Genomic DNA, 26,883 nt, shown 5'->3' with positions numbered 1-26,883 from the left:
GCCCGCTTCGGATCGACCATTCGCCCTGGTCGACCGCCGTTTTCTGCCGCAATCCGCGCCGGCTTTTGAAAGACCCGCCGGCCCCGTCATCGAAGACGCCCCCCTCGGGAGACGACTGTCGCCAGCACAAAGGATTTTTCCGGCATGACCCAAAGCCCGACCTCCACCGCCCCCATCAGGTCCGCCTCTTCCGTCCGCATCATGGATGGCAACGAGGCGGCGGCCTCCGTGGCCTATCGCGCCAGCGACGTCATCGCGATCTACCCGATCACGCCGTCCTCGCCGATGGGGGAATTCGCCGACGAATGGTCGGCGGCACGCCGCCCCAACCTGTGGGGCAGCGTGCCGCAGGTGGTGGAGATGCAGTCGGAGGGCGGGGCGGCCGGGGCGGTCCATGGCGCCTTGCAGGCCGGCGCGCTGGCGACGACCTTCACCGCGTCGCAGGGCCTGCTGCTGATGATCCCCAACATGTACAAGATCGCCGGAGAGCTGACGCCCTTCTGCATGCATGTCGCGGCGCGCACGCTGGCGACTCATGCGCTGTCGATCTTCGGCGACCATTCCGACGTGATGGCCTGCCGCCAGACCGGCTTCGCCATGCTGGCCTCGGCCAACGTGCAGGAGGCGCAGGATCTGGCGCTCGTCGCCCATGCCGCCACCTTGCGGGCGCGCGTGCCCTTCCTGCATTTCTTCGACGGCTTCCGCACCTCGCACGAGTTCAACTGCATCGAGCCGCTGGCGGACGACGATCTGCGCGCCCTGATCGACGACCGGTGCGTCGATGCCCACCGCCGCCGCGGCCTGACGCCGGACCATCCGGTCGTCCGCGGCACGGCGCAGAATCCCGACGTGTTCTTCCAGGCGCGCGAGGCCGCCAACCCCTGGTACGACGCCTGCCCGGCCATCGTGCAGGAGATGATGGACCGGCTCGCCGCCCGCACCGGCCGGGCCTACCGCCTGTTCGACTATCACGGTCATCCGCAGGCGGAGCGGGTGGTGGTGGTCATGGGATCGGGTGCCGAGACCTGCAACGGCACGGTGGACCGGCTGGTCGGGCAGGGGGAGCGGGTCGGCTGCCTGACCGTCCGCCTGCTCCGTCCCTTCGCCATCGCCGATTTCGTGTCCGCCCTGCCGGCGACGGTGCGGCGCATCGCCGTGCTCGACCGCACCAAGGAGCCCGGCGCCGTCGCCGATCCGCTCTATCTCGACGTGGTTGCCGCCCTGGCCGAAGCCCGCGCCACCGATTCGAGTGCCATAGACCCTATCGTCGTCGCTGGCCGCTACGGCCTGTCGTCCAAGGAATTCAACCCGGCCATGGCGAAGGCGGTGTTCGACGAGTTGGGCCGCGACCGTCCGAAGCGCCGCTTCACCATCGGCATCACCGACGACGTCACCCACAATTCGATCCCCTGGAATGCGGACTGGGCCGTAGAGGAGCCGGGCGTGTCCCGTGCCGTCTTCTTCGGCCTCGGCGCCGACGGCACGGTGGGCGCCAATAAGAACTCGCTGAAGATCATCCAGTCGCGCAGCGGCGGCCACGCCCAGGCCTATTTCGTCTATGACAGCCGAAAGTCCGGCTCGACCACCGTGTCGCACCTGCGCTTTTCCAAGGAGCCGATCCGCGCGCCCTACCTGATCGGGCAAGCCCAGTTCGTCGCCTGCCACCATCTGCCGCTGATGGAACGGGTGGAGGTGGCGGAGATGGCCGCCCCCGGCGCCACCCTCCTGCTGAACGCCCCCGGCACGCCGCAGCAGGTGTGGGACGCCCTGCCGGCCGAGGTCCAGCGGCTCTGCATCGAGCGCAGGCTGTCCCTGCACGCCATCGATGCCGGCGTCGTCGCGCGGGAGGTCGGGCTCGGCCGCCGCGTCAACACCATCATGCAGACCTGCTTCTTTGCCCTGTCGAAGGTCATGCCGGTCGAGGACGCCATCGCCGAGATCAAGGCGGCGATTGCCAAGACCTATTCCCGCCGCGGCGAGGAGGTGGTGGCGCGCAACATCGCCGCCGTCGATCAGGCGCTGGCCCACCTGCATCCCGTCCCGGTGCCCGACCATGTCACCGCCGATCATATCCGCCCGGCCCCGGTGCCCGAAACCGCTCCCGACTTCGTCAAGCGCGTCACCGCCATGATGATCGCCGGCCATGGCGACCGGCTGCCGGTCTCCGCCTTCCCGGTCGACGGCACATGGCCGACCGGCACCTCGAAATATGAGCACCGCAACATCGCGGCCGAGGCGCCGGGCTGGAACGCCGACCTCTGCATCGAGTGCAACAAGTGCGTGCTGGTCTGCCCGCATGCCGCCATCCGCGCCACCGTAGTGCCGGAGTCGGCGCTGGCCGGCGCGCCGGACGGTTTCGAGACCATCCCCTACAAGGGCCGCGAGTTCCCTGGCGGCCGCTATCGCCTGCAAGCCTCTCCCGCCGACTGCACCGGCTGCACGCTCTGCGTCGCCGCCTGTCCGGCCCAAGAGAAAGAAGGGAAAGACAAGAGTGGTTCCGGCCGCAAGGCGCTGGAGATGCGCCCGATCCAGGCGCTGGCCGGCCAGCAGGAGGCCTTCGACTTCTTCCGCGGCCTGCCCGCCATTCCGCGCGAGTCGGTGCCGGTCACCGTCAAGCACAGCCAGCTTCTGGAACCGCTGTTCGAGTTCTCCGGCGCCTGCGCCGGCTGCGGCGAGACCCCTTACATCAAGATGCTGACCCAGCTGTTTGGCGACCGCATGGTGATGGCGAACGCCACCGGCTGCTCGTCGATCTATGGCGGCAACCTGCCGACCACCCCCTACACCACCGACGCCAGCGGCCACGGCCCGGCCTGGGCCAACTCGCTGTTCGAGGACAATGCGGAGTTCGGCCTCGGCCTGCGCGTCGCCATCGACGGGATGGCCGAACAGGCGCGCGACGCGCTGGCCCTGCTGTCGGCCCAACTGGAGCCCGGCCTCGTCACGGCATTGCTGGAGGCCGGGCAGAACGACGCCGCCGGCATCGCTGCCCAGCGCGCCCATGTCGCCACGCTGAGGACGCAGCTCGCCTTGCTGAAGGACCCGCTGGCCCGCCGGCTGGAGCAGCTGGCCGACTATTTGGTCCGCAAATGCGTGTGGATCGTCGGCGGCGACGGCTGGGCCTACGACATCGGCTATGGCGGTCTCGACCATGCGCTGGCGTCGGGGCGCGACATCAACATCCTGGTGATGGATACGGAGGTCTATTCCAACACCGGCGGCCAGCAGTCCAAGGCGACGCCCATCGGCGCCTCGGCCAAGTTCGCCACCGCCGGCCGGTCGGCGGCCAAGAAGGATCTGGGGCTGATGGCGATGGCCTACGACCATGTCTATGTCGCCCGCACCGCCTTCGGCGCCCGCGACAGCCACACGCTGAACGCCCTGACGGAGGCGGAGGCCTACCGCGGCCCGTCGCTGGTGCTGGCCTACAGCCATTGCGTCGCCCACGGCTTCGAGCTGTCGCACGGGCTGGAACACCAGAAGCTGGCGGTGGACAGCGGCCACTGGTCGCTCTACCGCCGCGACCCGCAGCGGCTGGCCGAGGGCAAGACCGCCCTGCAACTGGACAGCGGCGCCCCGTCCGCCGGCCTTGCCGCCTTCATGGCCGGCGAGTCCCGCTTCAGCGCGGTGGAGCGCGCCAATCCCGAGCGCTATCACGTGCTGTTGGATGAGGCCGAGGCGGAGATCCGCCGCAAGCGCCACCTGTTCGAGCATATGGCGGGGTTCAAGGAGTAGGGGACTCCTTCTCCACAGGGGGAGGGGACTTCCGCCGGGTGTCGTCCTCTCCCCACCACAATGCCGCACCCTTTTCCCCTTGCTCCACCCATTAATATATTAGTATATTGACCTCATCGCCCGTGCTTGCCCTCCTGGCGCCGGGCCCGGATTTCCAGCTCCCCTTAAGGATGCCCAGTCATGCGCTCCCTGACCCGTGACCAGCTTGCCGGCGGCGCGTTCGACGTCGCTCACACCGACGGCGCTCCGACCCTGCCCGTGACCATTCTCCAGGTGGGTGACGGCAATTTCCTGCGCGGTTTCGTCGATTGGATGGTCGATGTCGCCAACGGGCAGGGGCTGACCAAAGCCGGTGTCGCCATCGCGCAGCCGCTGGACCAGGGCATCGCACCGCTGCTGAAGGCGCAGGACAACCTCTATACCGTCCTGCTGCGCGGCATCGAGAATGGGCAGGAGGTCGAATCCCGCCGCGTCGTCTCTTGCGTGTCGGAGGCGCTGAACCCCTATGCCGACTGGGCGCGGATGGTCGAACTGGCCTCCTCTCCGGCGCTGCGCTTCTTCGTCTCCAACACCACCGAGGCCGGCATCGCCGACCGTGAAGAGGCCTATGCGCCCGGCGCCTGCCCGGACAGCTTCCCGGCCAAGGTCGCGGCCCTGCTGCACGCCCGCTACACGGCGCTGGGCGGCAGCGCCGACAGCGGTCTGGTCTTCCTGCCCTGCGAACTGATCGAGGCCAACGGCACCAACCTGAAGCGCATCGTCCTGGCCCATGCCAAGCGCTGGGGGCTAGAGGCCGGCTTCGCCGACTGGATCGAGACGCACAACCACTTCCTGAACACGCTGGTCGACCGCATCGTCCCCGGCTACCCGAAGGACGAGGTCGCGGCCCTCAGCGCCAAGTGGGGCTATGAGGACAGGCTGGCCGTCGCCGCCGAGCCCTTCCATGTCTGGGTGATCGAGGGGCCGGCCCATCTGGCGGACGAGCTGCCGCTGCACCAGGCCGGCCTGAACGTGGTGTGGACCGACGATCTCCAGCCCTACCGCACCCGCAAGGTCCGCATCCTGAACGGCGCCCACACCGCCAGCGCGCTGGCCGCCTATTGCGCCGGGCTGGACACCGTCAAGTCGATGATGGACGACCCGACCGTCTCGGCCTACCTGAACAGAGTGATGTTCGAGGAGATCGTCCCCTACGTGCCCCTGCCGGAGGCCGAGCGGCAGGACTATGCCCGCACCATCATGGAGCGCTTCGGCAACCCCTATATCCGGCACGAGCTGATCTCGATCACGCTGAACTCGGTGTCGAAGTGGCAGGTGCGCGTCCTGCCCAGCCTGAAGGACGCGGTGGTCCGCAACGGCTCGGCTCCGGCCGGCCTGTCCTTCTCGCTGGCGGCGCTGCTGCGCTTCTACCGCGGCGAGCTATCCGGCGGCGCCTATGCCGGCACGCGCGAGGCCGGGTCCTACCCGATCAGCGACAATGCCGAGGTGATCGCCGCCATGAGCGCCGCCTGGGCGGCCAATGGCAGCGATCCGAAGGCGCTGGTTGCCGCCATCCTGTCCGACGTCCGCCTGTGGAAGGAGGACCTGACCACCATCCCCGGCCTCGCCGCGCGGGTGGCCGAAAGCCTCGCCGCCATCGAGGCGAAGGGCATGAAGGCCGCCATGGCCGATCTGGTCGCCGGCTGATCCGGCTGCCGTACCGCAGGAGAACGGGGCGTGTCCACCGGGACGCGCCCCGAAGGCATGACATCAATGACACCCCTTCTCAGCCGGCGTATCGCCGAACTGGAGCTTGACGCGGCCGTGCTGCGCCATCGCCTGTTGCATATCCCGCTCGCACTGCAAGAGGATTGCGGTCTGTGGGCAAGCCATAGGATCATCGGTCGCGAGGCGTTGAGCCTGTTCCGGGCGGTGCGCCAGGAGACGCGTGACAGCGGGGAGGATTGCGATTCGGAACTCTGCCGGATCGAGGCCGCCTATCAGCTCGTTCACGACGCGATCCTGGCGCTGTCCGAACTGGCGCTCGCCAACCCGGACCATGGCGACATGGCCCATGCCGACCCGCCGACGCGGCACTGATGCGCCGCACCTGATGTGTGAGGAAGACCGACGATGCAGACGACCGAAACCAGGAAGCGGACACGCCGCGGCACCCAGCGGGTGACGATGACCGACGTGGCCACCGCCGCCGATGTGTCGGCCAGCACCGTCTCGCTCTATCTTCGCCGGCCGGAGGCGGTGTCCCACCATCTCGCCGAACGCATCGCGCGGGTGATCGACGAGATGGGCTATGTGCCCAATCTGGTCGCCGGCAGCCTTGCCGCCGCGCGCAGCCGCACCGTCGGCGTCATCCTGCCGTCCATCCTGAATTCCTTCTTCGCCGAGACCTACAACACGCTCCAGGGCATGTTCCAGGCGGCGCATTACCAGACCCTGCTCGGCGTCAGCGAGTTCAGCCCGGAGGAGGAGGAAAGCCTGATCCGCGCCTTCCTCGCCTGGTCGCCGGCGGCGATGGTGGTGACCGGCTTCCACCACACCGAACGGACCCGCGCCATGCTGGCCTCCTGCGGCGTGCCGGTGGTGGAGATGTGGGACATGCCCGGCCACCCCGGCGAGGCGGTCAATATCAGCGTCGGCTTCTCGCATTTCGAGGTCGGCCGCATGCAGACCAGCCACCTCTACGACCAGGGCAGCCGCAAGGTCGCCTACATCGGCGCCGCCGCCCACCAGGATCTGCGCGTCCGCAGCCGCACCGACGGCTACGAGGCGGAGGTGATGCGCCGCGGCCTGCACGATCCCATCGACTTCACCGTTCCCGATGCCGCGACGACGGAGGTCGGGCGCTGGCTGATCGACGAGATCCTGACCCGCCATTCCGACATCGACGGCGTCGTCTGTTCCAACGACGCGCTGGCGCTGGGTGTGCTGTTCGAGGTCACCCGCCGCGACCTGAAGGTGCCGGACGATCTGGCGGTGGTGGGATTCGGCGACCTTCCCTTCAGCAGCTCCTGCCCGCCGCCGCTGACCACCGTCCGCCCGCCCCAGCGCGAGATCGGCCGCCTCAGCGCCACGCAGATCCTGGCGGCGCTCGACGGCGTCCGCGTCACGCCGAAGCACCACAACCTGGACTGCGAACTGGTGGTCCGCGGCAGCACCCGACCAGTGGTAAAGGGGCCGGCTGAAAAGCGCTAACGTCCGCGCCTTGCCGTTTCCCGATTGCGAGTCATACCCTCGATTCCGGTTATGGCTTTCGGCGTAATCCCGCCGGGCCGCTCACTGGATGGGGGCAGGGTGCATGCGCACGCAAGGACGGGACGATACCGGCGGCTTTTCCAGCCGCACCGGGCGGTTGCGCCGGCTGATGCCGGGATTGGCGCTGCTGCTGGCCCTGGCGATCCCAGCCTCCGATGCCGCAGCCGCCAAGCCCGACCGTCTGCAACGGCTGCTCGACCGCTTCCTGGCCGACGAGGAGCTGGATGGTGGCATCCTGCTGGTGTCGGGTCCGGACGGGCGGCGGGTGGTGGTGTCCGGCATCGCCGACCGCAAGGGCGGGCGGCCGGTGACGGAGGACACCCGCTTCTATGTCGCCTCCGTCGGCAAGATGGCGACCGCCGCCGCCGTGCTGCAACAGGTGGAGGAGGGGCTGCTCTCGCTCGACCAGCCGGTGCGGGAACTGGCGTCCGACCTGCCGCTGGACAGGATCGCCAACGCCAACCGGGCGCGGCTGGTCCATCTGCTCGACCACAGCTCGGGCATTCCCGATTACATCACCGACGCCTATCAGGAGGATGAGGCGGCGAAGCCGGAGCGGCTGCCGCGCGACGGCACCCTGCTCGCCTATGCGGCGGGGGAGAAGGCGACCGGTCCGGTCGGCGGGCATTACGAATACTCCAACAGCAACTATGTCCTGCTCGGCCACATCGCAGCGCGGCGCGACGGCCTTCCCTTCGCGCAGGTTCTGCGGAACCGGGTGCTGGAGCGGGCCGGGATGGCTTCGACCAGCGTCGGCGCCGATCCGCGCGACCGCAGCCTCGCCCATGGCTACACCGGGGAGGGCGACGTCAGCCGGCGGTCCTGGGCGGCGACCACCGGCGACGGGCCGCTGGTCACCACCGCCGGCGATCTGGAACGCTTCGTCTTCGCCCTGTTCCGCGACAACCGGCTGCTGGCGGCGCCGACGGTTCGCCGCATGCTGACCCCCTCGGAGAACGAAGAGGGGCAGGGGCTTGGTGTGGCGTTGTGGAAGGACCGCTGGGGACGCGGCGCCGGCCATGACGGGCGCTATGACGGGTTCGAGGCCGATGTCCGCTATTACCCCGGCCGCCGCACCGCGCTGATCTTCCTGACGAACGGCAACCAGCAGAGCGACGATGCCCTGCTGGATGCGGTGGCCGAGGAGGTGTTCGGCCCCTGATCCGGGTACCGTTGACGGAAATTATTATCAATAGGATAGTAAATATAGAAAAACACAACTTATAAAACAGGATGGACAGGCCCATGGCGCTCGGACTGCACGCTTCCCGCCGCAATTTCCTTGTCGGGGCCGGCCGGTTCGCCGGTGCCGCTGCCGCGGTCCGGCTGATGCCGGGTTCCGCCCTCGCGGCGGAGACCGGTGGGGCCTATTGCCCGCCGCCGTCGGCCTGGTCCGATCTGGCGAAGGGGGTGAAGGGCGGGGTGTTGCGGCCGGAGGATCCGTTCTTCGCCGATATCTGCCGGCCCAACAACCTGCGCTATGGCGCCACCCTGCCGGCCGGCATCGCCCGCTGTTCTCGGCCGGAGGACGTCCAGGCCTGCATCGCCTGGGTGAAGAAGCAGGCCATACCCTTCGCTGTGCGCTCCGGCGGCCACAATTACGCCGGCTTCTCCACCACGCCCGGCCTGCTGATCGACATGACGCTGATGGCGGGGGCGGAGCCGGTGAAGGGCTCCGACGGGCTGGTCCGGGTGCTGGGCGGCACGCTGAACTCCTACGTCTACAAGCAGATGGAGCGGCTGGGCCGCACCATCACCCATGGGCGCTGCGATTCGGTCGGTGCCGCCGGATTCCTGCTCGGTGGTGGCATCGGCTTCAACATGCGCAAGTTCGGCATGGCGTCCGACCTGCTGCGCGCGACGGAGCTGGTCAAGGCCGACGGCAGCCACGTGAACGCCAATGCGGACAGCGAATCCGCTCTCTATTGGGCCTGCCGCGGCGGTGCCGGCGGGAATTTCGGCATCAACACCTCCTTCACCCTGGAAACCCGCCCGGCGGAGCCGGTGACGGTGTTCAACCTGGTCTGGACCGGCAAGGATCTGCCAAAGATCCTGAAGCTCCTGCTGACCGAGCTGGCGGCGGCCCCCGACGAGTTCGGTAGCAAGATCAACGTCACCATCCCGAGCTGGCAGGAGCGCTGCGCCAACGTGCCGCTGAAGCTGTCGATCCTCGGCCAGCTGCACAAATCCAGAGTGACGTTGAAGGAAATCTTCAAGTCCACCTGGGAGTCGATCGACTGGAGCCAGTCCAAGCTTGAGGAGAACGTGCCCTACTGGACGGGGCAGGATTTCCTGACCGAAACCACCTTCCCCTATTACTACCAGGAAAAATCCAGCTACATGACGGCGGCGAACATCGGCGACGAGGCCATCGCAGCGATGTTCGACTGGGCGGCCAGGATGTCCGCCACCTCGATGCCGGTCGCCTTCAAGTTCTTCCAGGTCGGCGGCGCCATCAACCGCGTAGGCCCTACCGAGACCGCCTATGTCCACCGCGGCTACGACTGGCTGTTCTCGGTCGAGACCAACTGGTGGCGGCCGACGGATTCGGTCCTGCTGATCGAGCAGGCGCTGGAATGGCAGCAGCGCTTCTACGACGACGTGAACCGCCGGACCAAGGCGCAGGGGGCGTTCCAGAACTTCCCCGACCCGTCGCTCGCCGACTGGCAGCGGGCCTATTACGGCGAGAATCTCGCCAAGCTGGCCGAGGTGAAGAAGGCGGTTGACCCGACCATGCTCTTCACCTTCGCCCAGGCGATCCGCCCGGCGTAAACTTTAACCGGACCGGTGCGGCAAGTCGGGCGGGAGGGCCTCCCGTCCGACTTGCCGGTTTCTCAGAAGCGGTAGCCGACCGAGGTGAAGACGCTGTGGTCGCGGTTGTCGTGACCGAACTTGCCGTCATAGCCGACCTGCCACGCCACCGCTCCGCTCAGCAGAGTGACGCCGGCCCCGGCACGCAGCCCGTCGCGTTCGGGCGTGCCGAAGGTCCGGGTCACCGTGCCCAGGCTGCTCGTGGTGCGGTTGGCGAGCGTGGCGGCCAGCGTCTCGGCCCCGCGCACCCGGTTCCACTCGTAGCTGAGGCGGGCCTGCGGGATGATCGACGCGCTCTCCGTCTCGAAGCGGTGGGCGACCTGCCCGCCGAACTCCCAGCTCCAGCCGCGCTGGGTCTGGCTCGGCAGGATGCCGTTCAGGTGGATGGCTTCCGCCTCCGTGTAGCCGTCGATGGTGGCGCGGGTGTAGCGCGCCGCGGCGACCGGCCCGAACGACCACGCCCCTTCGCCCAGCTCATAGCCGCCATCGACGCCGACCGACCAGCTGCGCCCCTTGGTCTCGCCGCGGGCGGTGAGGCCATAGGCGCCGGTGTTGCGGGCGATCTTGTCGTAGTTGTCGAAGGAGTAGGTGCCCGACAGGCTGCCGAAGAAGCCGCCGTACTGGCCGGCGACATAGGGGCTGATCGAGGCGGAGCGGACCTTGGCGCTGCCGGTGTCGCCGAAGGACAGGCTGTTGCGTGCGCCCCCCACGGCGAAGCCGGCGACGAGGTTGTCGGCGATGCGGATGTCGGCACCGACCTGCCCGGTGCGCGAATCGGTGTCGCCGCCCAGCGCCATGCCGGTGTCGTCGGCGTTGTTGTAGCCCAACCGTCCGCCGGCCCAGCCGCTGATCGCCGGACCGCTTGCGGCCTGCCCACCTCCTTCGCCGGAGGCGCCGAGGAAGCGCAGGCCGTTCAGATGGCTGCGCACCGAGCGCGACGCCGCGTCGGCCATCGCCACCGACGCGTTGCCGAGGCCGCGTGCCACCGGCAGGGCGGTCTGGCGCAGCGATTCGATGGCGAGCGGATCGACGTAGGTCGGCAAGGTCAGCCGGTAGACCAGCAGCATCGTGTCGACATTGGCTCCGGCGTCATAGGCGGCGCCGACCTGATAGCCGTTGCGGGTCAGGAAGTCGTTGTCGTTGCCGACGAACAGGAAGAAGTCGTCGGGCTTGGCGGCGTCGAGCACCGGCAGCAGCCCCATCGCCTCCCACTTCTCCGACAGCAGGTTGGCGTCCTGCGCGCCGCCATTGTGCAGCCCGAACTTCGCCAGCTGGCCGTTGTTGTTGATGCTCAGGAACTGGCTGTAGGACACCGGCGTGACCGAGGCCACCAGATTGCCGCCGGGGGCGACCGGGGTGGTGCCCTCGTATGCGGTGCCGACCAGATTGGTGGCGTTCGACACGTCGACGATGTCGATGCTGCGGTAGAGCGAGTTGGTGCCGCTCAGCCCCTGGCCATTGTTGCTGTCGCGCGACAGGACGAGGAACTGCTTGTCGTTCAGCGCCAGCATCTCGCTCTGCGCCGCAACCAGCGTGCTGCTGCCGGACCGGAAGGTGGGCAGCGGCACGACGTAATGGCCGATCAGCGCCGGGCTGTCCGGGTTGCTGGACACATCGTAGATCAGCAGGCGGGTGTTGCGCCGGGTGGCGCTGTTGCCGCCGGTGCCGCCGTCCTGGCGGGTGGCGCTTTGCAGCAGGGTCGCCAGCTTGGTCTTGTCCGGCGTCAGCGACAGGCCTTCCAGTCCCTGGTTGTTCTGGCGGCCGGTGACCGGGTCGGACGGGGTCGGCGCCGGCTGGCCGGTGGCCGGGTTGTTGGAGGCGAAGTCCAGCCCGCCGTTGCGGACCGGCAGCAAGGCGGCCGGCGGCTGCACCGCCGAGATCATCCGGCCGGTGGCGGAGAAGTGATAGATGTAGGGGCCGTATTCGTCGCTGATGAAGAAGCTGCCGTCGGCGAGCCGGGCGATGCCCTCGGTGTCGAGGCTGACCTTGCCGTTGTAGGCCTGCGGCAGGGCCGGCAGCCCCCCGGCGGCGGCGCGCACGCCGCTGCGCGGCTGCGGGTCGAGACCGGTGGTGACGGCGCCGTTCGCCTCCGTCAGCAGGGTGGTGTCGAGCAGGCTCAGCCCGATCTGCGACTGCTGCCCGCTGCCGGCGGCCAGCGCGGCGCTGCCGTAATAGGGCGTCAGCGACAGGGCCAGCGTGTTGAATCGCGGCCGGTAGTCGGTGGTGCCGACGACGTTGTAGCCGCGGTCGGGCAGGGCATACATGATGCCGCTGTAGCTGTCACCGCTGCGCCGCCAGGACTTGGCGTCGAAGGTCAGCCCGGACATCGAGCCGAAGGTCTCGCCATACTTGTCGCGGGTGGCGGAGCCGATCCGGCCGACGCCGACCAGACCCTGGTTGACGAAGCTGGAGCCGCCGACGGTCACGCTGTCCACGGTCTGGGCGGAGGCGACCCCCATCGCGACGCCGCAGGTGGACAGGATGAGAGAGGCGAGGCCGGTGGCGGACAGCAATGCCGTCCTCAACCGTCCCGCACGGTGTATCGTCCGCATTGAAAAGAACCCCCCAATTGAAACCCAAGCGAATTCCAAAGGGGGTATTAGGCGAGGGCGCGTGACGGCGTCGTGTCGCCTTCGTGACGTGTCGATGACGTTTTCGGCAGGGGGCTCAGTCCGCCCGCAGCCCCTGCGCCTGGAACTGTTTGCGCACCCGCTCCACCAGCTCGCGCGACGGCGGTTCGGTGTCGGTCAGCATGTATTTGCGCCCCAACGCCTTCCATTTGTGCTCGCCCATCTTGTGGAAGGGCAGCACGTCGACCCGGTCGACCACGCCCAGCCCGGCGACGAACTCCGCCAGCCCGTCGATCTCGGCCGCGTCGTCGGTCAGGTTGGGGACCAGCACATAGCGCAGCCAGATGCGCTTGTTCAGCCCGGCCAGCCGTTCCGCGAACTCCAGCGTCGGGCGCAGCGGAACGCCGGTCAGGTGGCGATAGGTCTTCTCGGAAAAGGCCTTGATGTCGAGCAGGACGAGGTCGACGTCCTCCAGCAGATGGTCGTCGGCATGGTTGCCGAGGAAGCCGGAGGTGTCGAGCGCGGTGTGCAGCCCCAGCGCCTTCGCCCCGCGCAGGATGGCGGCGGTGAATTCCGGCTGCACCAGCGGCTCGCCGCCGCTCAGCGTCAGCCCGCCATGGGCGCGTTGCAGGAAGGTGGCGTAGAGCGCGATGTCGTCGAGAACTTCCGCGGAGGTCGTCCGCGTCCCGTCATGCATGTGCTGGGTGTCGGGGTTGTGGCAGTACAGGCAGCGCAGCGGGCAGCCCGACATGAACAGCACATAGCGGATCCCCGGCCCGTCCACCGTTCCGCCGGTCTCGACCGAATGGATCCAGCCGGAAACGGAGCCGGGGCGGGCTTGGGGGAGGGGGGGTGTCATAACCGATCCAATTTTAAAACTTTGCGCCCGGATATCCCCCTCTCCCCCCCCGGGGAGAGGGTCGGGGTGAGGGGGATGCATCTGGAGGATTCTCGGTAAAGGGCCGCTGCGCGCCCCCCTCACCCTAACCCTCTCCCCGGGGGGAGAGGGGATCGCTCTAGGGTGGAAGGGAAGCCGACGCCCCTCAATGCTTGTCGTGGAACGTCCGGCTGATGACGTCGAGCTGCTGCTCGCGCGTCAGCTTGATGAAGTTCACGGCATAGCCGGACACCCGGATGGTCAGCTGCGGATACAGCTCCGGATGGTCCATGGCGTGCAGCAGCGTCTCGCGGTCGAAGACGTTGACGTTGATGTGGTGACCGCCCTGCGCGGCATAGCCGTCCAGCATGCCGACCAGATTGCTCACCCGCTCGTCCTCGGTCCGGCCGAGAGCGCCGGGGACGATGGTGAAGGTGTAGCTGATGCCGTCCTGCGCGTGCGCATAGGGCAGCTTCGCCACGCTGGCCATCGATGCGATGGCGCCCTTCTTATCCCGCCCGTGCATCGGATTGGCGCCCGGCGCGAAGGGCTGGCCGGCCTTGCGGCCGTCCGGCGTGTTGCCGGTCTTCTTGCCGTAGACCACGTTCGAGGTGATCGTCAGCACCGACTGGGTCGGCATGGCGTTCCGGTAGGGCTTCTGCTTGCGCAGCGCCGTCATGAAGCGCTCGACCGCCCACACCGCGATGTCGTCGACCCGCGCGTCGTTGTTGCCGAAGGCCGGATAGTCGCCGTCGATCTCGAAATCGGTGGCGAGGCCGTTGGCGTCGCGGATGACCTTCACCTTGGCGTGCTTGATCGCCGACAGGCTGTCCGCCACCACGCTCAGGCCGGCGATGCCGCAGGCCATGGTGCGCAGGATGTCGCGGTCGTGGAGCGCCATCTCCATCCGCTCGTACATGTACTTGTCGTGCATGTAATGGATGGCGTTCAGCGCGTTCATGTAGACCTTGGCCAGCCACTCCATCATCGGCTCGAAGCGGGCCATGACCTCGTCATAGTCCAGCACGTCGCCGGTGATGGGCGCATAGGCCGGGCCGATCTGCTCGCCCGAAACCTCGTCCTTGCCGCCGTTGATGGCGTACATCAGCGTCTTGGCCAGGTTGGCGCGGGCGCCGAAGAACTGCATCTGCTTGCCGATGCGCATGGCCGAGACACAGCAGGCGATGCCGTAGTCGTCGCCCCAATAGCCGCGCATCAAATCGTCGCTCTCGTACTGGACCGAGCAGGTCTTGATCGAGGTGTCGGCGCAGAAGCGCTTGAAGCCGTCCGGCAGCTTCTCCGACCACAGCACCGTCAGGTTCGGTTCCGGCGCCGGCCCCAGATTGTGCAGGGTCTGCAACATGCGGAAGTTGGTCTTGCTGACCAGCGTCCGGCCGTCCAGCCCCATGCCGCCCAGGCATTCCGTCACCCAGGTCGGGTCGCCCGAGAACAGCTGGTCGTATTCCGGCGTGCGCAGGAAGCGGACCAGACGCAGCTTCATGACGAAATGGTCGATCATCTCCTGGGCTTCCGCCTCGGTGATGACGCCGTTCCGCAGGTCGCGGTCGATGTAGATGTCGAGGAAGCTGGAGACGCGGCCCAGCGACATCGCCGCGCCGTTGGCTTCCTTGACCGCGGCCAGATAGGCCAGATAGGTCCACTGCACCGCCTCGCGGCCGGTGGCGGCCGGGCGCTTGACGTCGAAGCCGTAGGAGGCGGCCATCTCGACCAGCTCCTTCAGCGCGCGGATCTGCTCGGAGATCTCCTCGCGCAGGCGCAGCACGTCCTCGTCGATCCGGCTGACCTCCAGCGACGCCAGCTGGGCCTTCTTGTCCTTGATCAGGAAATCGGCGCCGTACAGCGCCAGCCGGCGATAGTCGCCGATGATGCGGCCGCGGCCATAGGCATCGGGCAGGCCGGTGATGACGCCGGACTTGCGGCAGCGCAGCATCTCGGGCGTGTAGACATCGAACACGCCGTCATTGTGCGTCTTGCGCAGGACCGGGAACACCTCCTCCAGCTTCGGCGACGGGGTGTAGCCGTAGGCCTCCAGCCCGGTCTTGACCATGCGCCAGCCGCCGAACGGCATGATGGCGCGCTTCAGCGGCTTGTCGGTCTGCAGGCCGACGATCACTTCCAGCTCGCGGTCGATATAGCCGGCGGCGTGTGAGGTGATCGAGGCGAAGACTTCGGTGTCGGCGTCCAGGACGCCGCCCTTGGCGGCGCGTTCCTGCTTCAGCAGGTCGGTGACCTTGGCGAACAGCGCGGTGGTGCGGGCGGTGGGACCGGCGACGAAGCCCGCGTCCCCTTCATAGGGGGTCAGGTTGCGCTGGATGAAATCGCGGACGTCGACCGAGCGGCGCCAGACGCCCGGGGCAAAGCCGCGCCAGGGGTCGGCGGCGGACTGCTGCTCCGTGGCCTGGGCAAGTCCGTCCATCAGCAGGGTGTCCATGATGACTCCTCAGAGATATAGCCGTCGGCGCGGGTCAATGGCCGTGTCGGCGGTCTCGTGGTGCCCGCGAACCACGCGGGACGATTGGAAGCATAGGCGCAATCGGCGCCGGATTCGTTGATACACGTCATATTTTCAGACCGGGCGCGGGGCGGCCGGTGCGGTGACCGATGCCGTGCGTTGCGCCCGCTCTGTAGTTTTACTACATACTCCCGGACAGGCATCCGGACAAGGCGGACAGGCCCGGCATTTTGTCGCAGGGCAAGGCCGGAGCGGTTGGAAACGCTTGGAAAGGGCGTGCCCGGCACGCGACGGAATCGGTCGTTCGCAGCGCTGTATATGTAGCTTTGCTACATGTGCTAGGCTGACCCACAATCAGAAGGGAGCGCCCCCCACATGCTGGCGAGAATCGCCGCCGTCCGCGACCAGATCCGGCCTTCGGAACGCAAGCTGGCCGACTATGCGATGGCCCATCCGGGCGACGTGATCAACCTGTCCATGGCCGAACTGGCCGACCGGGTCGGGGTGAGCGAGCCAACGGTGGCGCGCTTCTGCGCAGCACTCGGCTGCCGCGGTTTCCGCGAGTTCAAGATCAAGCTGGCGCAGGACATCGCCGGAGGCATGCCGTTCCTGCACCAGGACCTGTCGGTGGGCGGGGAACTGGACGCTGATGGCGGCGTGCCGGGGGCGGTGCTGGCCGGCAAGCTATTCGACCGGACCATCGCAACGCTGATGCAGGTGCGCAACAACCTGCCGGCCGACGCGGTGGACCGCGCCGCCGACGTGCTGGCCGCGGCCCGCCGGATCGAGTTCTACGGCTCCGGCAACTCCGGCACGGTGGCGGAGGACATCCAGCGCAAATTCTTCCGGCTGGGCATGCCGACCGTCGCCTACACCGACTCCCACGTCTATTTCGCCTCGGCCCTGACCCTGGCGAAGGGCGATGCCGTGGTTGCGGTGTCCAGCACCGGCCGCACCCGCGACATCCTCGACGCCGTGCAGAACGCCCGGAAGGCCGGGGCCGACGTGGTGGCACTGACCCGCTCCGGATCGCCGCTCGCCGACATGGCGACGGTCAGCCTCGTCGCCGACGTGGCCGACGATTTCGATATCCACTCGCCGATGACCGTCCGTATCGCCCATCTGGTGCTGGGCGACATCCTGTCCATCGCCGTCGCCCTGCGCATGGGCGACACGCTTCAGGAACGGCTGAAGCGCCACGACCGTGCGGTGGATGCCCATGTGTCGGAGCGTTAGGCAGCCGGATCAGCCTTGCTGAAGGCGGGCCGCCCGGCCGGCCAGGAAATTCATCGCCAGATGGGCTGCGGACTGGGCGGTGAGGCCAGTGCTGTCCAGAGGCGGGCTGACCTCCACGATGTCCAGGCTGGCGTGGGCTGCGCTGCGTGCGATCTCGAACACCGCATCGGCCACGTCCCAGAGGGTCAATCCGGCGGGATTGGGAACGCTGGTGCCCGGAGCGAAGCCCGCGGACAGGCAGTCGATGTCGATGGAGATATGGACCGCGTCGGTCGGCTCCCCCGCATGCCGGATGGCCTCGGCGACGGTTGCGGCAAGCCCGGCGCGACGGATGTCCCACGGGGTGCGGACCATGATCCCGGCCGCTTCCGCCAGCTCCATGTACGCACCGGAGTAGATCGGCGCGTCGATGCCGAGCTGGACGCTGTGGCGATGGTCGAACACCTCGGCCACCGTATGCATCCAATGACCGGAATGCTCCTTCCCGGGCACCGGAATGCGCGAATCGAAATGGGCGTCGAAGACGACCAGCCCGAGCTTGCGGTCCGGGCTGCGTCTCAGCAGGCCGCGCAGGATCGGGTCGGTGATGGAATGGTCGCCGCCCAGGAACACCGGGGTGTCGCCGGGAGCCAGGCCGGCGACGGTTTCCGCGATGTGGCGATAGGTGGCGTGGATGTCGTTGGTGACCTCGATTTCGCCGAAACGGCGCAGCCGCAACCGGCTGAGATCGGTCCGCTTGTCCGTGCAATAGAGGCTGAAGCCGTCCAGAGCCGCCAGGATGGCGGACGGGCCGAAGCGTGTGCCCGGCCGATGGCTGACCGCATGGTCGAACGGAATTTCCAGGAACAGAATGCCGGTACCATCCTCAACGGAAGGACGGTCGTGATTTTCTTCATTCCCCGGACTTCTGACTGGCCTCTCCCATGCACCGGAAATCCAGCGGACGGTGGAGTCCTCGACGACGCGCGTGTTCATATCGCTCCCCGCCGCTCAATCGTCCGAACCGACCGGGACCGCACCGGTCCGGGCGAGTTCGATGCGGCCAACCCCCACCATCCCCTTCGCCCGTTCGACGATGTCGTCCGGTGCATTGGCCGCCTGCCAGCTCTGATAATCCTCCAGCTTGCGGGCCACGGCCGACTGGTCGCGTCCTTCCCATTGGCGTTCGCGCACGAGGCAGAAGCCGTCCTGGTCCGGTTGCCGCACATGGCGCGCATAGGCCGAACTCCAGATCGCCTCAAGCGAATCCGTACGGACATGGCCGATCAGGCGGGAAAGCCCGTTGCAGTCGTAGACCTCGCCGAACAGATTGACGAACAGGCCGCAATTGACCTGCCGGCAGCGGTAGCCCCCGCCCATCGGCCTGCTGGGCTGGTAGACGATCCCGTATTCCTCCTCGTCGATGCCCCGCATCAGTTCGATCAGTTCGTCGGCGCGGTTTCGTTCGAGCAGGATCGATTTGTGGTCGGCCAATCCCTCGGGGATGAGGGTGACGATATAGCTGTGGACATTGTTGTCCCGGCACCAGCGGAACAGGTCGGCGACGCCGTTCAGATCGTGGTATTTCGGGGTTACGACGACATCGATCGCGAGGCGGGTCGGAATGGTCTGGTTGAACCCGCGGGCGAGCAGGATGCGCATCGCCTCGTGCGCCTTCTCGCCATAGCCGCGGAGACCGACCATGCGGTCCTGCACGACCGTGTCGATGTTGTTGTATTTCAGGAAGATCGTCGCCCCCAGATCGTACAGCCGGTCGGCCGCCGCCTCGTCCAGGTGATAGCCGCTGGTGAACACGACGCTGGTCATGCCCAGCTCGTGGATGAACGAGACGATTTCCCAGAATCCGGGATCCAGCATCGGCTCGCCGGCACCGGGAAACTCGACCGTCGTGGCTCCGAGCGCCTTGGCTTGGCGGATGATGTCCTTGCGCTCCGTCGTGGTCAGTTCCTGCCGGTTGGGAACGCCGTTGTAACGGTCGGGCGTGCGGTCGCAATAGAAGCACTTCAGGGCACAGTCGCCGGTCAGGTCGAGATCGAGATGGATCATCCGCCCGGTCGCCGCGGCGGCGCCGATCAGGCTGGGGCAATGATCCGTGCCTTTCGCCCACAAATCCTCCAGCCGCCTTCCCGCCGCCTGGATGTGGGGAAGTGAGCGCCGGTCCAGATCGGGCTCGATACGGAGATGATCGAGCGGAAGGGTGGCGGGGGTATCAACCATTGTTTGCCTCCAGCAGGGCGGTGCCTTCGGCGGGGCTGCGGGGCGATTTTGCCGGCGCACTGCTCTTCTGCCGTTCCGAAAGCGTGACGAGGATGACGGAAAGGGAGACGAGCGCAATGCCCGCCATGTTGGCGGGGGTCAGCGTTTCTCCCAATAGAAAGTAAGCCATGAGGCCGGCGGCCAGCGGGTCGAGCAACCCGATCACCGTCGCCGGCAGTGCATCGACATGGCGCAGGCCGAACAGCAGCAGCCAGTAGGGGAGGATGGTGGCGACCACGGCGATGAAGCCGATATAGGCGACCATCTCCGCCGTCGGCTCCAGCCTGTGCAGCCCGAGGAAAGGCAGGGCGGCGGCCCAGACGACCGAAGAGATGGCGAAATTCCAGAAGGTCAGCGCCGTGGCGCCGATGCCTCGCGCCTTGCAGGCGTTGCCGATGATGTTGAAGACGGCAAAGGCGAGGCCGCAGGCGAGCCCGACGGCCAGACCGGCGGAGAGCCTTACCCATTCGCCGCCGCCGCCCGTCAGAAGGAAGCAGCCGACGAGGCTGAGCGCGACGATCCCGCAATCGCGACCGCCGATGCGCCTGCTGCCGAAAAGCGCGCCGAGCACCAGCACGAAGAAGGGCGAGGTGTATTCCAGCGTGATGGCCGCCGCGACGTTCATCATGTCGATCGCCAGATAGAAGGTCGCGTTCACCACGACGAACACGATGCCTGCCGCCACCGCCATCGGCCGGGCAGGGGGTGGAATGTGGAAGGACCGACCCGGAACGAGGGCCATGATCGACCCGAGAACGGCGCAGGCCACGAAACTGCGGATCGCCGTCAGGTCGAGAGGGGATACGGTGCCGACGAACAACACCTTCGCCGCCGCTCCCGCCGCACCGAACAGGATCGCCGCGACGAAGATCGCGACCATGCCCACGGCACGCATGGACCTCTGCTCCGTCATGTCTTCTCCTGAGCTGGCGTTTTCCGGTCGGCCTTTCACCAGCAGGCCAGCAGCAGTGCGGCACGGACGCGCAAGCCGTCATCATGGGAAGCCGGCGGCTTTCCCATGGAATCCGGCTGGCAAACGGCTCGTGACGGTGCGGAGGACTTTCGGCAGTGGCCGGTATGACCACAGTCAGGCTATGGGATTACCGTTACCCACATCGGATTCGTGCGTCAAGGTGAATTTAGAGAATTTAAAGTAAAACATATGAAGGTATGAAGAGAAACAAAGACAAACTTAGAGAGCGAAGCAATGAATGCAGGCGGTGCCCAGGCCTGCGGAATTCCTGTCCCCCAAAGTTAAGACAGGTCAGAGATTCGTGGGCGATTCAAAAAGGGGCGACAGTGTGGCCGTGGAGCCGCTCACCGCCAAGTGGAGCGGCTCCATCGCGGAAATGGTCTCGATCCGCCGTCTCAGCGCCTGCCCGGCAGCTTCGCGCCTTCGCGGGCATAGATCTGGATCGGCCGGCAATCCTCGTCGAGCGTGACCACCAGCGAGCCCGGCTGGTCCTTAAGATACACCCAGGCATCCCAGCGGACGATCTTGTCGCGGTATTCGTCGCGATAGATGCCGTAATTCACGCCGCGCACATTGCTCGCAGGCAGGCCCACGCCGGTCAGCACCGCGGCGGTCTGCGGGTTGCAGTCGTTGGTCACATTGCTGTTGATGACGGAAAGCAGCGCCGGATCGGGCTGTGCCACCGGCGGGGGCGAGAGGGTCGAGGCGCAGGCGGAGACCAGCATCGTCAGCGCACCGGCCGCGGCGAAAGCCGCGAGGTTCGGCGTTTTCATGGGGAAGACACCATCCGTTTTCTTCGTCTTTTTGAAAATATGGGTGGCGGTTGCTGGAACGTCGATTGCACGTTCGGCAAATCTCCTGCGTCACGTTCGCCGACCTGCCGTCATCGCGGTGCGCGGCTCTTGCCTGCCGCCCGGCTTTGGCGCAAGAGGGGACGCGGGAAAGTCCCTGCACCGTTCACGCTGCGGAGTTCCAGGCCCCATGACGACTGACCAGACCGCCACCGACCAGACCGCCACCACCTTCGTCCCCACCTGCGACCTGTTCGACCGATTCAAGGACGACGCCCGCTATGTCCTGCCGGGCTTCCGCGATTTCGGCGGCGTCACCCGCTTCACCGGTGCGGTCGTCACCGTGAAGTGCCTGGAGGACAATTCCCGCGTCAAGGAGCTGTTGGCAACTCCCGGTGCCGGCCGCGTTCTGGTGGTGGACGGCGCCGGTAGCCTGCGCTGTGCCCTGATGGGCGACATGATCGCCGCATCGGCGGTGAAGAACGGCTGGGCCGGCGTGGTGATCTGGGGCTGCGTCCGCGACGTGGCCGAACTGGCGACCTTGCCGCTCGGCATCAAGGCGCTGGCCTCGATCCCGCGGGCTTCCACCCGCCGCGACCAGGGGCTGGTGGACGTGGCCCTAGACCTGCCGGGCGCCGCCGTCCGCCCCGGCGACATCCTGTTCGCCGACGAGGACGGTATCGTGCTGCTGACACCCGAGCAGGCGGCCGTGCTGAAGTAAAGCGGGGAAGACGAAGTGGTCATACCAAGCGCCGGTAATACCAGTGCAAAAAGAATGGCAGCTTCGTCCTGTCCGCTTCACGTAAGCGGGGCGCCCCCTTGCACTTTCACTTTAGCAGGCATATAAACCCGACCTGAGTTCAAGCGGGCCGTCTCACGGTTCCCATCCAAGGGCCGGCCTTTCATTTATGAGGAACCCTGCCGTGCTCGAAGCCTACCGCCAGCACGCGGCCGAACGCGCCGCCCTCGGAATCCCGGCCCTGCCCCTGACCGCGAAGCAGACGTCGGAACTGATCGACCTGCTGAAGGCCCCGCCGGCGGGCGAGGAGGCCTTCCTCCTCGACCTCATCACCCACCGCGTTCCGGCCGGCGTCGACGATGCCGCCCGCGTCAAGGCCGGCTTCCTGGCCGCCGTCGCCAAGGGCGCCGACAGCTCGCCGCTGATCTCCAAGGTCAAGGCCACCGAACTGCTGGGCACCATGCTCGGCGGCTTCAACGTCCAGCCGCTGATCGACCTGCTGTCGGATGCCGAATGCGGCACCGCCGCCGCGGAAGGCCTGAAGAAGACCCTCCTGGTCTTCGACTTCTTCCATGACGTCAAGGAACTGGCCGACAAGGGCAACGCCAACGCCAAGTCGGTGCTGCAGTCCTGGGCCGATGCCGAGTGGTTCACCTCGCGTCCGGAAGTCCCGGCGTCGATGACGCTGACCGTCTTCAAGGTGTCGGGCGAGACCAACACCGACGACCTGTCGCCGGCCCCCGACGCCTGGAGCCGTCCGGACATCCCGCTGCACGCGCTCGCCATGCTGAAAAACCCGCGTCCGGGCATTGAGGCCGACGAGCCGGGCCAGCGCGGCCCGACGAAGCAGCTGGAAGCGCTGAAGCAGAAGGGCAACCTGATCGCCTATGTCGGCGACGTGGTCGGCACCGGCTCCTCGCGCAAGTCCGCCACCAACTCGGTGCTGTGGTTCACCGGCGAGGACATTCCGTTCGTCCCGAACAAGCGTTTCGGTGGCGTCTGCCTCGGCACCAAGATCGCCCCGATCTTCTTCAACACCATGGAAGACGCCGGCGCCCTGCCCATCGAACTCGACGTCAACAAGATGGAGATGGGCGACGTCATCGAGCTGCGCCCCTATGAGGGCAAGGCGCTGAAGAATGGCGAGGTCATCGCCGAGTTCACCGTGCGCTCCGAGGTGATCTTCGACGAGGTGCGTGCCGGCGGCCGCATCCCGCTGATCATCGGCCGCGGCCTGACGACCCGCGCCCGCGAGGCGCTCGGCCTGCCGGCGTCGGAGCTGTTCCGCCAGCCGGCCTCCCCGGCCGACACCGGCAAGGGCTACACGCTGGCCCAGAAGATGGTCGGCCGCGCCTGCGGTCTGCCGGAAGGCAAGGGCGTCCGTCCGGGCACCTATTGCGAGCCGAAGATGACGACGGTGGGGTCGCAGGACACCACCGGCCCGATGACCCGCGACGAGCTGAAGGATCTGGCCTGCCTGGGCTTCTCGGCCGATCTGGTCATGCAGTCCTTCTGCCACACCGCCGCCTATCCGAAGCTGGTGGACGTCAAGACCCACCACGAGCTGCCGGACTTCATCTCCACCCGCGGCGGCGTGGCCCTGCGTCCGGGCGACGGCGTCATCCACTCCTGGCTGAACCGCCTGCTGCTGCCGGACACCGTCGGCACCGGCGGCGACAGCCACACCCGCTTCCCGATCGGCATCAGCTTCCCGGCCGGTTCCGGTCTGGTCGCCTTCGCCGCCGCCACCGGCGTGATGCCGCTGGACATGCCGGAATCGGTCCTGGTCCGCTTCAAGGGCGAGATGCAGCCGGGCGTCACCCTGCGTGACCTCGTCAACGCCATCCCGCTCTACGCGATCAAGGCCGGCCTGCTGACGGTCGAGAAGAAGGGCAAGAAGAACATCTTCTCCGGCCGCGTGCTGGAGATCGAAGGTCTGCCCGACCTGAAGGTCGAGCAGGCGTTCGAGCTGACCGACGCCTCGGCCGAGCGCTCGGCGGCGGGCTGCACCGTGCTCCTGAACAAGGAGCCGATCATCGAGTACATGACCTCCAACATCACGCTGATGAAGTGGATGATCGCCAACGGGTACGCCGATGCGCGCACTCTGGAGCGCCGCATCAAGGCGATGGAGGCGTGGATCGCCGATCCGCAGCTGCTGCGTCCGGACGCCGACGCCGACTATGCCGCGGTGATCGAGATCGATCTGGCCGACGTCAAGGAGCCGATCCTGGCCTGCCCGAACGATCCGGACGACGTGAAGACGCTGTCCGAGGTCGCCGGCGACAAGATCGACGAGGTGTTCATCGGCTCCTGCATGACCAACATCGGCCACTTCCGCGCCGCCGGTAAGATCCTGAACGGGAATTCGGACCTCCCGACCCGCCTCTGGATCGCTCCGCCGACGAAGATGGACGCGATGATGCTGACCGAGGAAGGCTACTACGCCACCCTCGGCAAGGCCGGCGCCCGCATGGAGATGCCGGGCTGCTCGCTGTGCATGGGCAACCAGGCGCAGGTCCGCAAGGGCTCGACCGCCGTCTCGACCTCGACCCGCAACTTCCCGAACCGTCTGGGCATCGACACCCGCGTCTACCTGTCGTCGGCCGAACTGGCCGCCGTCGCGGCGCTGCTGGGCAAGATCCCGACCACCGAGGAGTATCTCGCCCAGGTCGGCGTGGTGAACAAGTCCGCCGCCGACATCTACCGCTACATGAACTTCGACCAGATCCCGGCCTTCCAGGAAGTCGCGGACAAGGTCGCCGTTCCGGCCTGATGGCCGCAAGCAGCGGTCTGTAAAGGAAACCCCGCCGGAGCGATCCGGCGGGGTTTCTTGTCTGTATTGAAGGAGGTGGAGGTTAGGGAGCGCAATAGGCGCTTCGGTCCTCTGCGCGTGCCGGCTTCTCCAGATAAATCCCCTGCCGTGGGATGGCGATGCCGTCGAATTCGTCCGCCAGCCGGTGCAGGGCGGCGCGCATTTCGGCCCCCTGCATCGGCTCGCCGTGTCCGGTGATGACCAGTTCGGGGTCCAAGGCCGCCAACCGGGCAACCGACTCCCGTGCCTTGTCCCACTCGACAGTAAAGTACATCGGTGGGCCGTGCATCTCCGCCCGTTGTACCGCGACGGCGTAGGCCGATTCCTGCCCCGTTGTGACGAAGGCATCACCGACGATCATCGAGCGATCCTGCTCCCGCCAGAAGGAGACATGGCCGACGCTGTGCCCCGGCGTGTGGATCCAGCGCCAGCCTGGCATGTCCGGCACCGACCCGTCCTCCGGCAGGGCATGCAGGCGCGATCCGACATCCACCGGTTTGCGCGGGTAGAAGCGCGCCAGCGCCGCCATCGCGCCGCCGCCGACCGACGGATCGCCGGGCGGGTAGGCGGCCCGACCGTTCAGATAGGGGTGCTCCAGCGGGTGGGCGTAGACCGGGGCGTCCCACTCCTCCGCCAGATCCTCCAACACCCCGACATGGTCGAAATGGCCATGGGTCAGGACGATGGCGGCGGGTCTGGCATCGCGGCCGAACCGGTCCGCGGCGGCGGCGCGGATGAAGCCCTTGGTGCCCGCCAACCCGGCATCTATCAGCATCCAGCCGCGGTCACCGGCTCCTGGCGGCCCCCAGAACACCACATTGACGATGCCGAGCCGCCGGTAGGCGAGGTCGGGCGCGATCTCATGCGTGTGGTCGTTGCGCAGCGCATCAAGCGCCGGATCGATTGCGCTGCTGTCCTCCGACAACGGAATCTGCGAGGCCATGGCTGTCCATCTCCCACCTGTGTCCTTCGACAACAGCACGGAGCGGCGCTCGTCCTGTTTTGCGGCTCGGGTTTTCCTGCCTCGCTCGCTCTCGGTTGCAGGCCGGTGACCCGCTCGAACAGTGGCGTACACGGCGATGGCGGCGAACGGTCGCGGTTTCCGTCGGAGCGCTGCGAAACCCATGATCGCGCTTTCAAAATCCTGTCGTATCGGTCAGAAAAGGAAACATGCCGTGGCCGGCGGATATGGTCCGGCACAAAATAGCCATCCTGGGAGAACCAATCATGCGTCTCACCGTCCTTTCCTTCGTCAGCGCGACGGCGCTGCTGGCCGGCTTCGGCACGGCGCAGGCCGACATCGTGATCGGCCTGGGCACGGCGACGACCGGCCCGGTCGCGGCGCTGGGCGAGCAGTCGGTGTACGGAGCCAAGCAGGCGGTCGCGGACATCAACGCCAAGGGCGGCGTGCTGGGGCAGAAGCTGGTGCTGAAGGTGGGTGACGACGCCTGCGACCCGCGTCAGGCGGTGGCCGTCGCCAACCAGTTCGTGCGCGAGAAGGTGACGGCGGTGGTCGGCCATCTCTGCTCCGGCGCCAGCATCCCGGCGGCCGACGTCTATCAGGAGGAAGGCGTGGTGATGGTCACCCCGACCGCCACCAACCCGCTGCTGACCGCCAAGGGCCATCCCAACATCTTCCGCGTCTGTGGCCGCGATGACCAGCAGGGCGTGGTTGCCGGGAATTATCTGGCCCAGACCTTCAAGGGCAAGAACGTCGCGGTTCTGGACGACAAGCAGGCCTATGGCAAGGGGCTGGCCGATGTCGTGGTGGAGACGTTGGAAAAGGCCGGCAGCAAGGTCGCCTATCGCGGGTCGGTCACGGCGGGTGAGAAGGACTTCTCGGCGCTGATCACCAGCCTGAAGGACAAGAACATCGATGCCGTCTATTACGGTGGCTACCATCCGGAACTGGGCCTGATCGTCCGTCAGGCGCAGGAACAGGGCATGAAGCCGCAGTTCATCGCCGGTGACGGCCTGAACAACCAGGAATACTGGTCGATCACCGGCCCGGCCGGCGAGGGCACGCTGTACACCGACAGCGCGTCGGCGGCCAGCGATCCGAAGGCGCAGGAGCTGATCGCCTCCTTCAAGAAGGCCGGCTTGCCGGAACCGGGCAACTTCGCCTTCTACAGCTATGCTGCGGTTCAGGTGATCGCCGAGGGGCTCCAGAAGGCCGGCGGCACGGACAGCGGCAAGCTGGCGAAGACCCTGCATTCCGGCAGCTATGACACCGTCGTCGGTCCGGTGGAGTTCGACAAGAAGGGCGACATCACCAAGCCGAACTATGTCATGTATGTCTGGAACAACGGCCAGCCCAAGATGGTGGCGCAGAAGTAACTGGAACAGGGAACTGGC

18 protein-coding genes are annotated in these 26,883 nt (G+C 67.1%); 10 read left to right on the top strand and 8 right to left on the bottom strand.

Features of this window, described 5'->3' with window-relative positions:
- The first annotated feature begins 201 nt into the window (after positions 1–201).
- The 6 genes from nifJ to ABNQ39_RS17695 all read left to right on the top strand — a co-directional run bounded on the left by nifJ (position 202) and on the right by ABNQ39_RS17695 (position 9,759).
- Positions 202–3,735, top strand: coding sequence for a pyruvate:ferredoxin (flavodoxin) oxidoreductase (gene nifJ / locus ABNQ39_RS17720; RefSeq protein ID WP_376962612.1), 3,534 nt, complete (start codon positions 202–204; stop codon positions 3,733–3,735).
- A gap of 180 nt (positions 3,736–3,915) precedes the next feature.
- The gene (locus ABNQ39_RS17715) at positions 3,916–5,421 is read left to right on the top strand and encodes a tagaturonate reductase (protein ID WP_376962205.1); all 1,506 of its coding nucleotides are present in this window, start codon (positions 3,916–3,918) and stop codon (positions 5,419–5,421) included.
- Between the two features lie 30 nt (positions 5,422–5,451).
- Positions 5,452–5,814 (top strand): hypothetical protein, encoded by a 363-nt coding sequence (locus ABNQ39_RS17710; RefSeq protein ID WP_376962203.1) that lies wholly within the window; start codon positions 5,452–5,454, stop codon positions 5,812–5,814.
- A 33-nt stretch (positions 5,815–5,847) separates the two neighbouring features.
- Positions 5,848–6,927 carry a LacI family DNA-binding transcriptional regulator gene (locus ABNQ39_RS17705; RefSeq protein WP_376962201.1) on the top strand — a complete coding sequence of 360 codons (1,080 nt, stop codon included), beginning with the start codon at positions 5,848–5,850 and terminating at the stop codon, positions 6,925–6,927.
- 103 nt (positions 6,928–7,030) lie between these two features.
- Entirely contained in the window at positions 7,031–8,149 is a 1,119-nt protein-coding gene (locus ABNQ39_RS17700) for a serine hydrolase domain-containing protein (RefSeq protein WP_376962199.1), read from the top strand.
- 83 nt (positions 8,150–8,232) lie between these two features.
- Entirely contained in the window at positions 8,233–9,759 is a 1,527-nt protein-coding gene (locus ABNQ39_RS17695; protein ID WP_376962197.1) for an FAD-binding oxidoreductase, read from the top strand.
- Positions 9,760–9,821: 62 nt separating this feature from the next.
- Here ABNQ39_RS17695 and ABNQ39_RS17690 read toward each other — a convergent pair whose 3' ends face one another.
- The 3 genes from ABNQ39_RS17690 to pflB form a co-directional block, all read right to left on the bottom strand.
- A complete protein-coding gene (locus ABNQ39_RS17690) occupies positions 9,822–12,350 on the bottom strand; it encodes an esterase-like activity of phytase family protein (RefSeq protein ID WP_376962195.1) in 2,529 nt (842 codons plus the stop codon).
- Between the two features lie 115 nt (positions 12,351–12,465).
- Entirely contained in the window at positions 12,466–13,227 is a 762-nt protein-coding gene (gene pflA, locus ABNQ39_RS17685; protein WP_109050639.1) for a pyruvate formate-lyase-activating protein, read from the bottom strand.
- Positions 13,228–13,411: 184 nt separating this feature from the next.
- Positions 13,412–15,697 (bottom strand): formate C-acetyltransferase, encoded by a 2,286-nt coding sequence (pflB, locus tag ABNQ39_RS17680; protein ID WP_428846413.1) that lies wholly within the window; start codon positions 15,695–15,697, stop codon positions 13,412–13,414.
- 396 nt (positions 15,698–16,093) lie between these two features.
- Between pflB and ABNQ39_RS17675 the strand changes: the two genes are divergently transcribed.
- Positions 16,094–16,954 carry a MurR/RpiR family transcriptional regulator gene (locus tag ABNQ39_RS17675; RefSeq protein ID WP_376962192.1) on the top strand — a complete coding sequence of 287 codons (861 nt, stop codon included), beginning with the start codon at positions 16,094–16,096 and terminating at the stop codon, positions 16,952–16,954.
- A gap of 9 nt (positions 16,955–16,963) precedes the next feature.
- Here the strand turns inward: ABNQ39_RS17675 and ABNQ39_RS17670 are convergent, their stop codons facing one another.
- The 4 genes from ABNQ39_RS17670 to ABNQ39_RS17655 all read right to left on the bottom strand — a co-directional run bounded on the left by ABNQ39_RS17670 (position 16,964) and on the right by ABNQ39_RS17655 (position 20,956).
- Positions 16,964–17,929: an agmatinase family protein gene (locus ABNQ39_RS17670; RefSeq protein WP_376962190.1), complete on the bottom strand. Its 966-nt coding sequence runs from the start codon at positions 17,927–17,929 to the stop codon at positions 16,964–16,966.
- Between the two features lie 15 nt (positions 17,930–17,944).
- Positions 17,945–19,171, bottom strand: a complete 1,227-nt coding sequence (locus ABNQ39_RS17665) for a radical SAM protein (RefSeq protein ID WP_376962188.1) — start codon at positions 19,169–19,171, stop codon at positions 17,945–17,947.
- Entirely contained in the window at positions 19,164–20,105 is a 942-nt protein-coding gene (locus ABNQ39_RS17660) for an EamA family transporter (protein WP_376962186.1), read from the bottom strand. Before ABNQ39_RS17660 ends, ABNQ39_RS17665 begins: the two co-directional genes overlap by 8 nt.
- 473 nt (positions 20,106–20,578) lie before the next feature.
- Positions 20,579–20,956, bottom strand: a complete 378-nt coding sequence (locus ABNQ39_RS17655) for a hypothetical protein (protein WP_376962184.1) — start codon at positions 20,954–20,956, stop codon at positions 20,579–20,581.
- Positions 20,957–21,164: 208 nt separating this feature from the next.
- On the opposite strand from ABNQ39_RS17655, the gene rraA reads away from it, so the two are divergent.
- Positions 21,165–21,695, top strand: coding sequence for a ribonuclease E activity regulator RraA (rraA, locus tag ABNQ39_RS17650; RefSeq protein WP_376962182.1), 531 nt, complete (start codon positions 21,165–21,167; stop codon positions 21,693–21,695).
- A 202-nt stretch (positions 21,696–21,897) separates the two neighbouring features.
- Complete coding sequence (gene acnB, locus ABNQ39_RS17645; RefSeq protein ID WP_376962180.1) at positions 21,898–24,489, top strand: bifunctional aconitate hydratase 2/2-methylisocitrate dehydratase; 2,592 nt, start codon at positions 21,898–21,900, stop codon at positions 24,487–24,489.
- A gap of 82 nt (positions 24,490–24,571) precedes the next feature.
- Here acnB and ABNQ39_RS17640 read toward each other — a convergent pair whose 3' ends face one another.
- A complete protein-coding gene (locus tag ABNQ39_RS17640) occupies positions 24,572–25,471 on the bottom strand; it encodes an MBL fold metallo-hydrolase (RefSeq protein ID WP_376962178.1) in 900 nt (299 codons plus the stop codon).
- Between the two features lie 284 nt (positions 25,472–25,755).
- Between ABNQ39_RS17640 and ABNQ39_RS17635 the strand changes: the two genes are divergently transcribed.
- Positions 25,756–26,865 (top strand): ABC transporter substrate-binding protein, encoded by a 1,110-nt coding sequence (locus tag ABNQ39_RS17635; protein ID WP_376962176.1) that lies wholly within the window; start codon positions 25,756–25,758, stop codon positions 26,863–26,865.
- Positions 26,866–26,883 lie beyond the last annotated feature (18 nt).

Source organism: Azospirillum sp. A26 (assembly GCF_042604635.1).
Taxonomy (GTDB): Bacteria; Pseudomonadota; Alphaproteobacteria; order Azospirillales; family Azospirillaceae; genus Azospirillum; species Azospirillum palustre.
This window is presented reverse-complemented; position numbering and strand designations above follow the sequence as displayed.

What these genes read in the sequence shown, in the direction of transcription:
- nifJ (WP_376962612.1), top strand. Translation starts at nt 202, where the DNA reads ATGGATGGCAACGAGGCGGCGGCCTCCGTGGCCTATCGCGCCAGCGAC.
- ABNQ39_RS17715 (WP_376962205.1), top strand. Translation starts at nt 3,916, where the DNA reads ATGCGCTCCCTGACCCGTGACCAGCTTGCCGGCGGCGCGTTCGACGTC.
- ABNQ39_RS17705 (WP_376962201.1), top strand. Translation starts at nt 5,848, where the DNA reads ATGCAGACGACCGAAACCAGGAAGCGGACACGCCGCGGCACCCAGCGG.
- ABNQ39_RS17700 (WP_376962199.1), top strand. Translation starts at nt 7,031, where the DNA reads ATGCGCACGCAAGGACGGGACGATACCGGCGGCTTTTCCAGCCGCACC.
- ABNQ39_RS17695 (WP_376962197.1), top strand. Translation starts at nt 8,233, where the DNA reads ATGGCGCTCGGACTGCACGCTTCCCGCCGCAATTTCCTTGTCGGGGCC.
- ABNQ39_RS17690 (WP_376962195.1), bottom strand. Translation starts at nt 12,350, where the DNA reads ATGCGGACGATACACCGTGCGGGACGGTTGAGGACGGCATTGCTGTCC.
- pflA (WP_109050639.1), bottom strand. Translation starts at nt 13,227, where the DNA reads ATGACACCCCCCCTCCCCCAAGCCCGCCCCGGCTCCGTTTCCGGCTGG.
- pflB (WP_428846413.1), bottom strand. Translation starts at nt 15,697, where the DNA reads ATGGACACCCTGCTGATGGACGGACTTGCCCAGGCCACGGAGCAGCAG.
- ABNQ39_RS17675 (WP_376962192.1), top strand. Translation starts at nt 16,094, where the DNA reads ATGCTGGCGAGAATCGCCGCCGTCCGCGACCAGATCCGGCCTTCGGAA.
- ABNQ39_RS17670 (WP_376962190.1), bottom strand. Translation starts at nt 17,929, where the DNA reads ATGAACACGCGCGTCGTCGAGGACTCCACCGTCCGCTGGATTTCCGGT.
- ABNQ39_RS17665 (WP_376962188.1), bottom strand. Translation starts at nt 19,171, where the DNA reads ATGGTTGATACCCCCGCCACCCTTCCGCTCGATCATCTCCGTATCGAG.
- ABNQ39_RS17660 (WP_376962186.1), bottom strand. Translation starts at nt 20,105, where the DNA reads ATGCGTGCCGTGGGCATGGTCGCGATCTTCGTCGCGGCGATCCTGTTC.
- ABNQ39_RS17655 (WP_376962184.1), bottom strand. Translation starts at nt 20,956, where the DNA reads ATGAAAACGCCGAACCTCGCGGCTTTCGCCGCGGCCGGTGCGCTGACG.
- rraA (WP_376962182.1), top strand. Translation starts at nt 21,165, where the DNA reads ATGACGACTGACCAGACCGCCACCGACCAGACCGCCACCACCTTCGTC.
- ABNQ39_RS17640 (WP_376962178.1), bottom strand. Translation starts at nt 25,471, where the DNA reads ATGGCCTCGCAGATTCCGTTGTCGGAGGACAGCAGCGCAATCGATCCG.
- ABNQ39_RS17635 (WP_376962176.1), top strand. Translation starts at nt 25,756, where the DNA reads ATGCGTCTCACCGTCCTTTCCTTCGTCAGCGCGACGGCGCTGCTGGCC.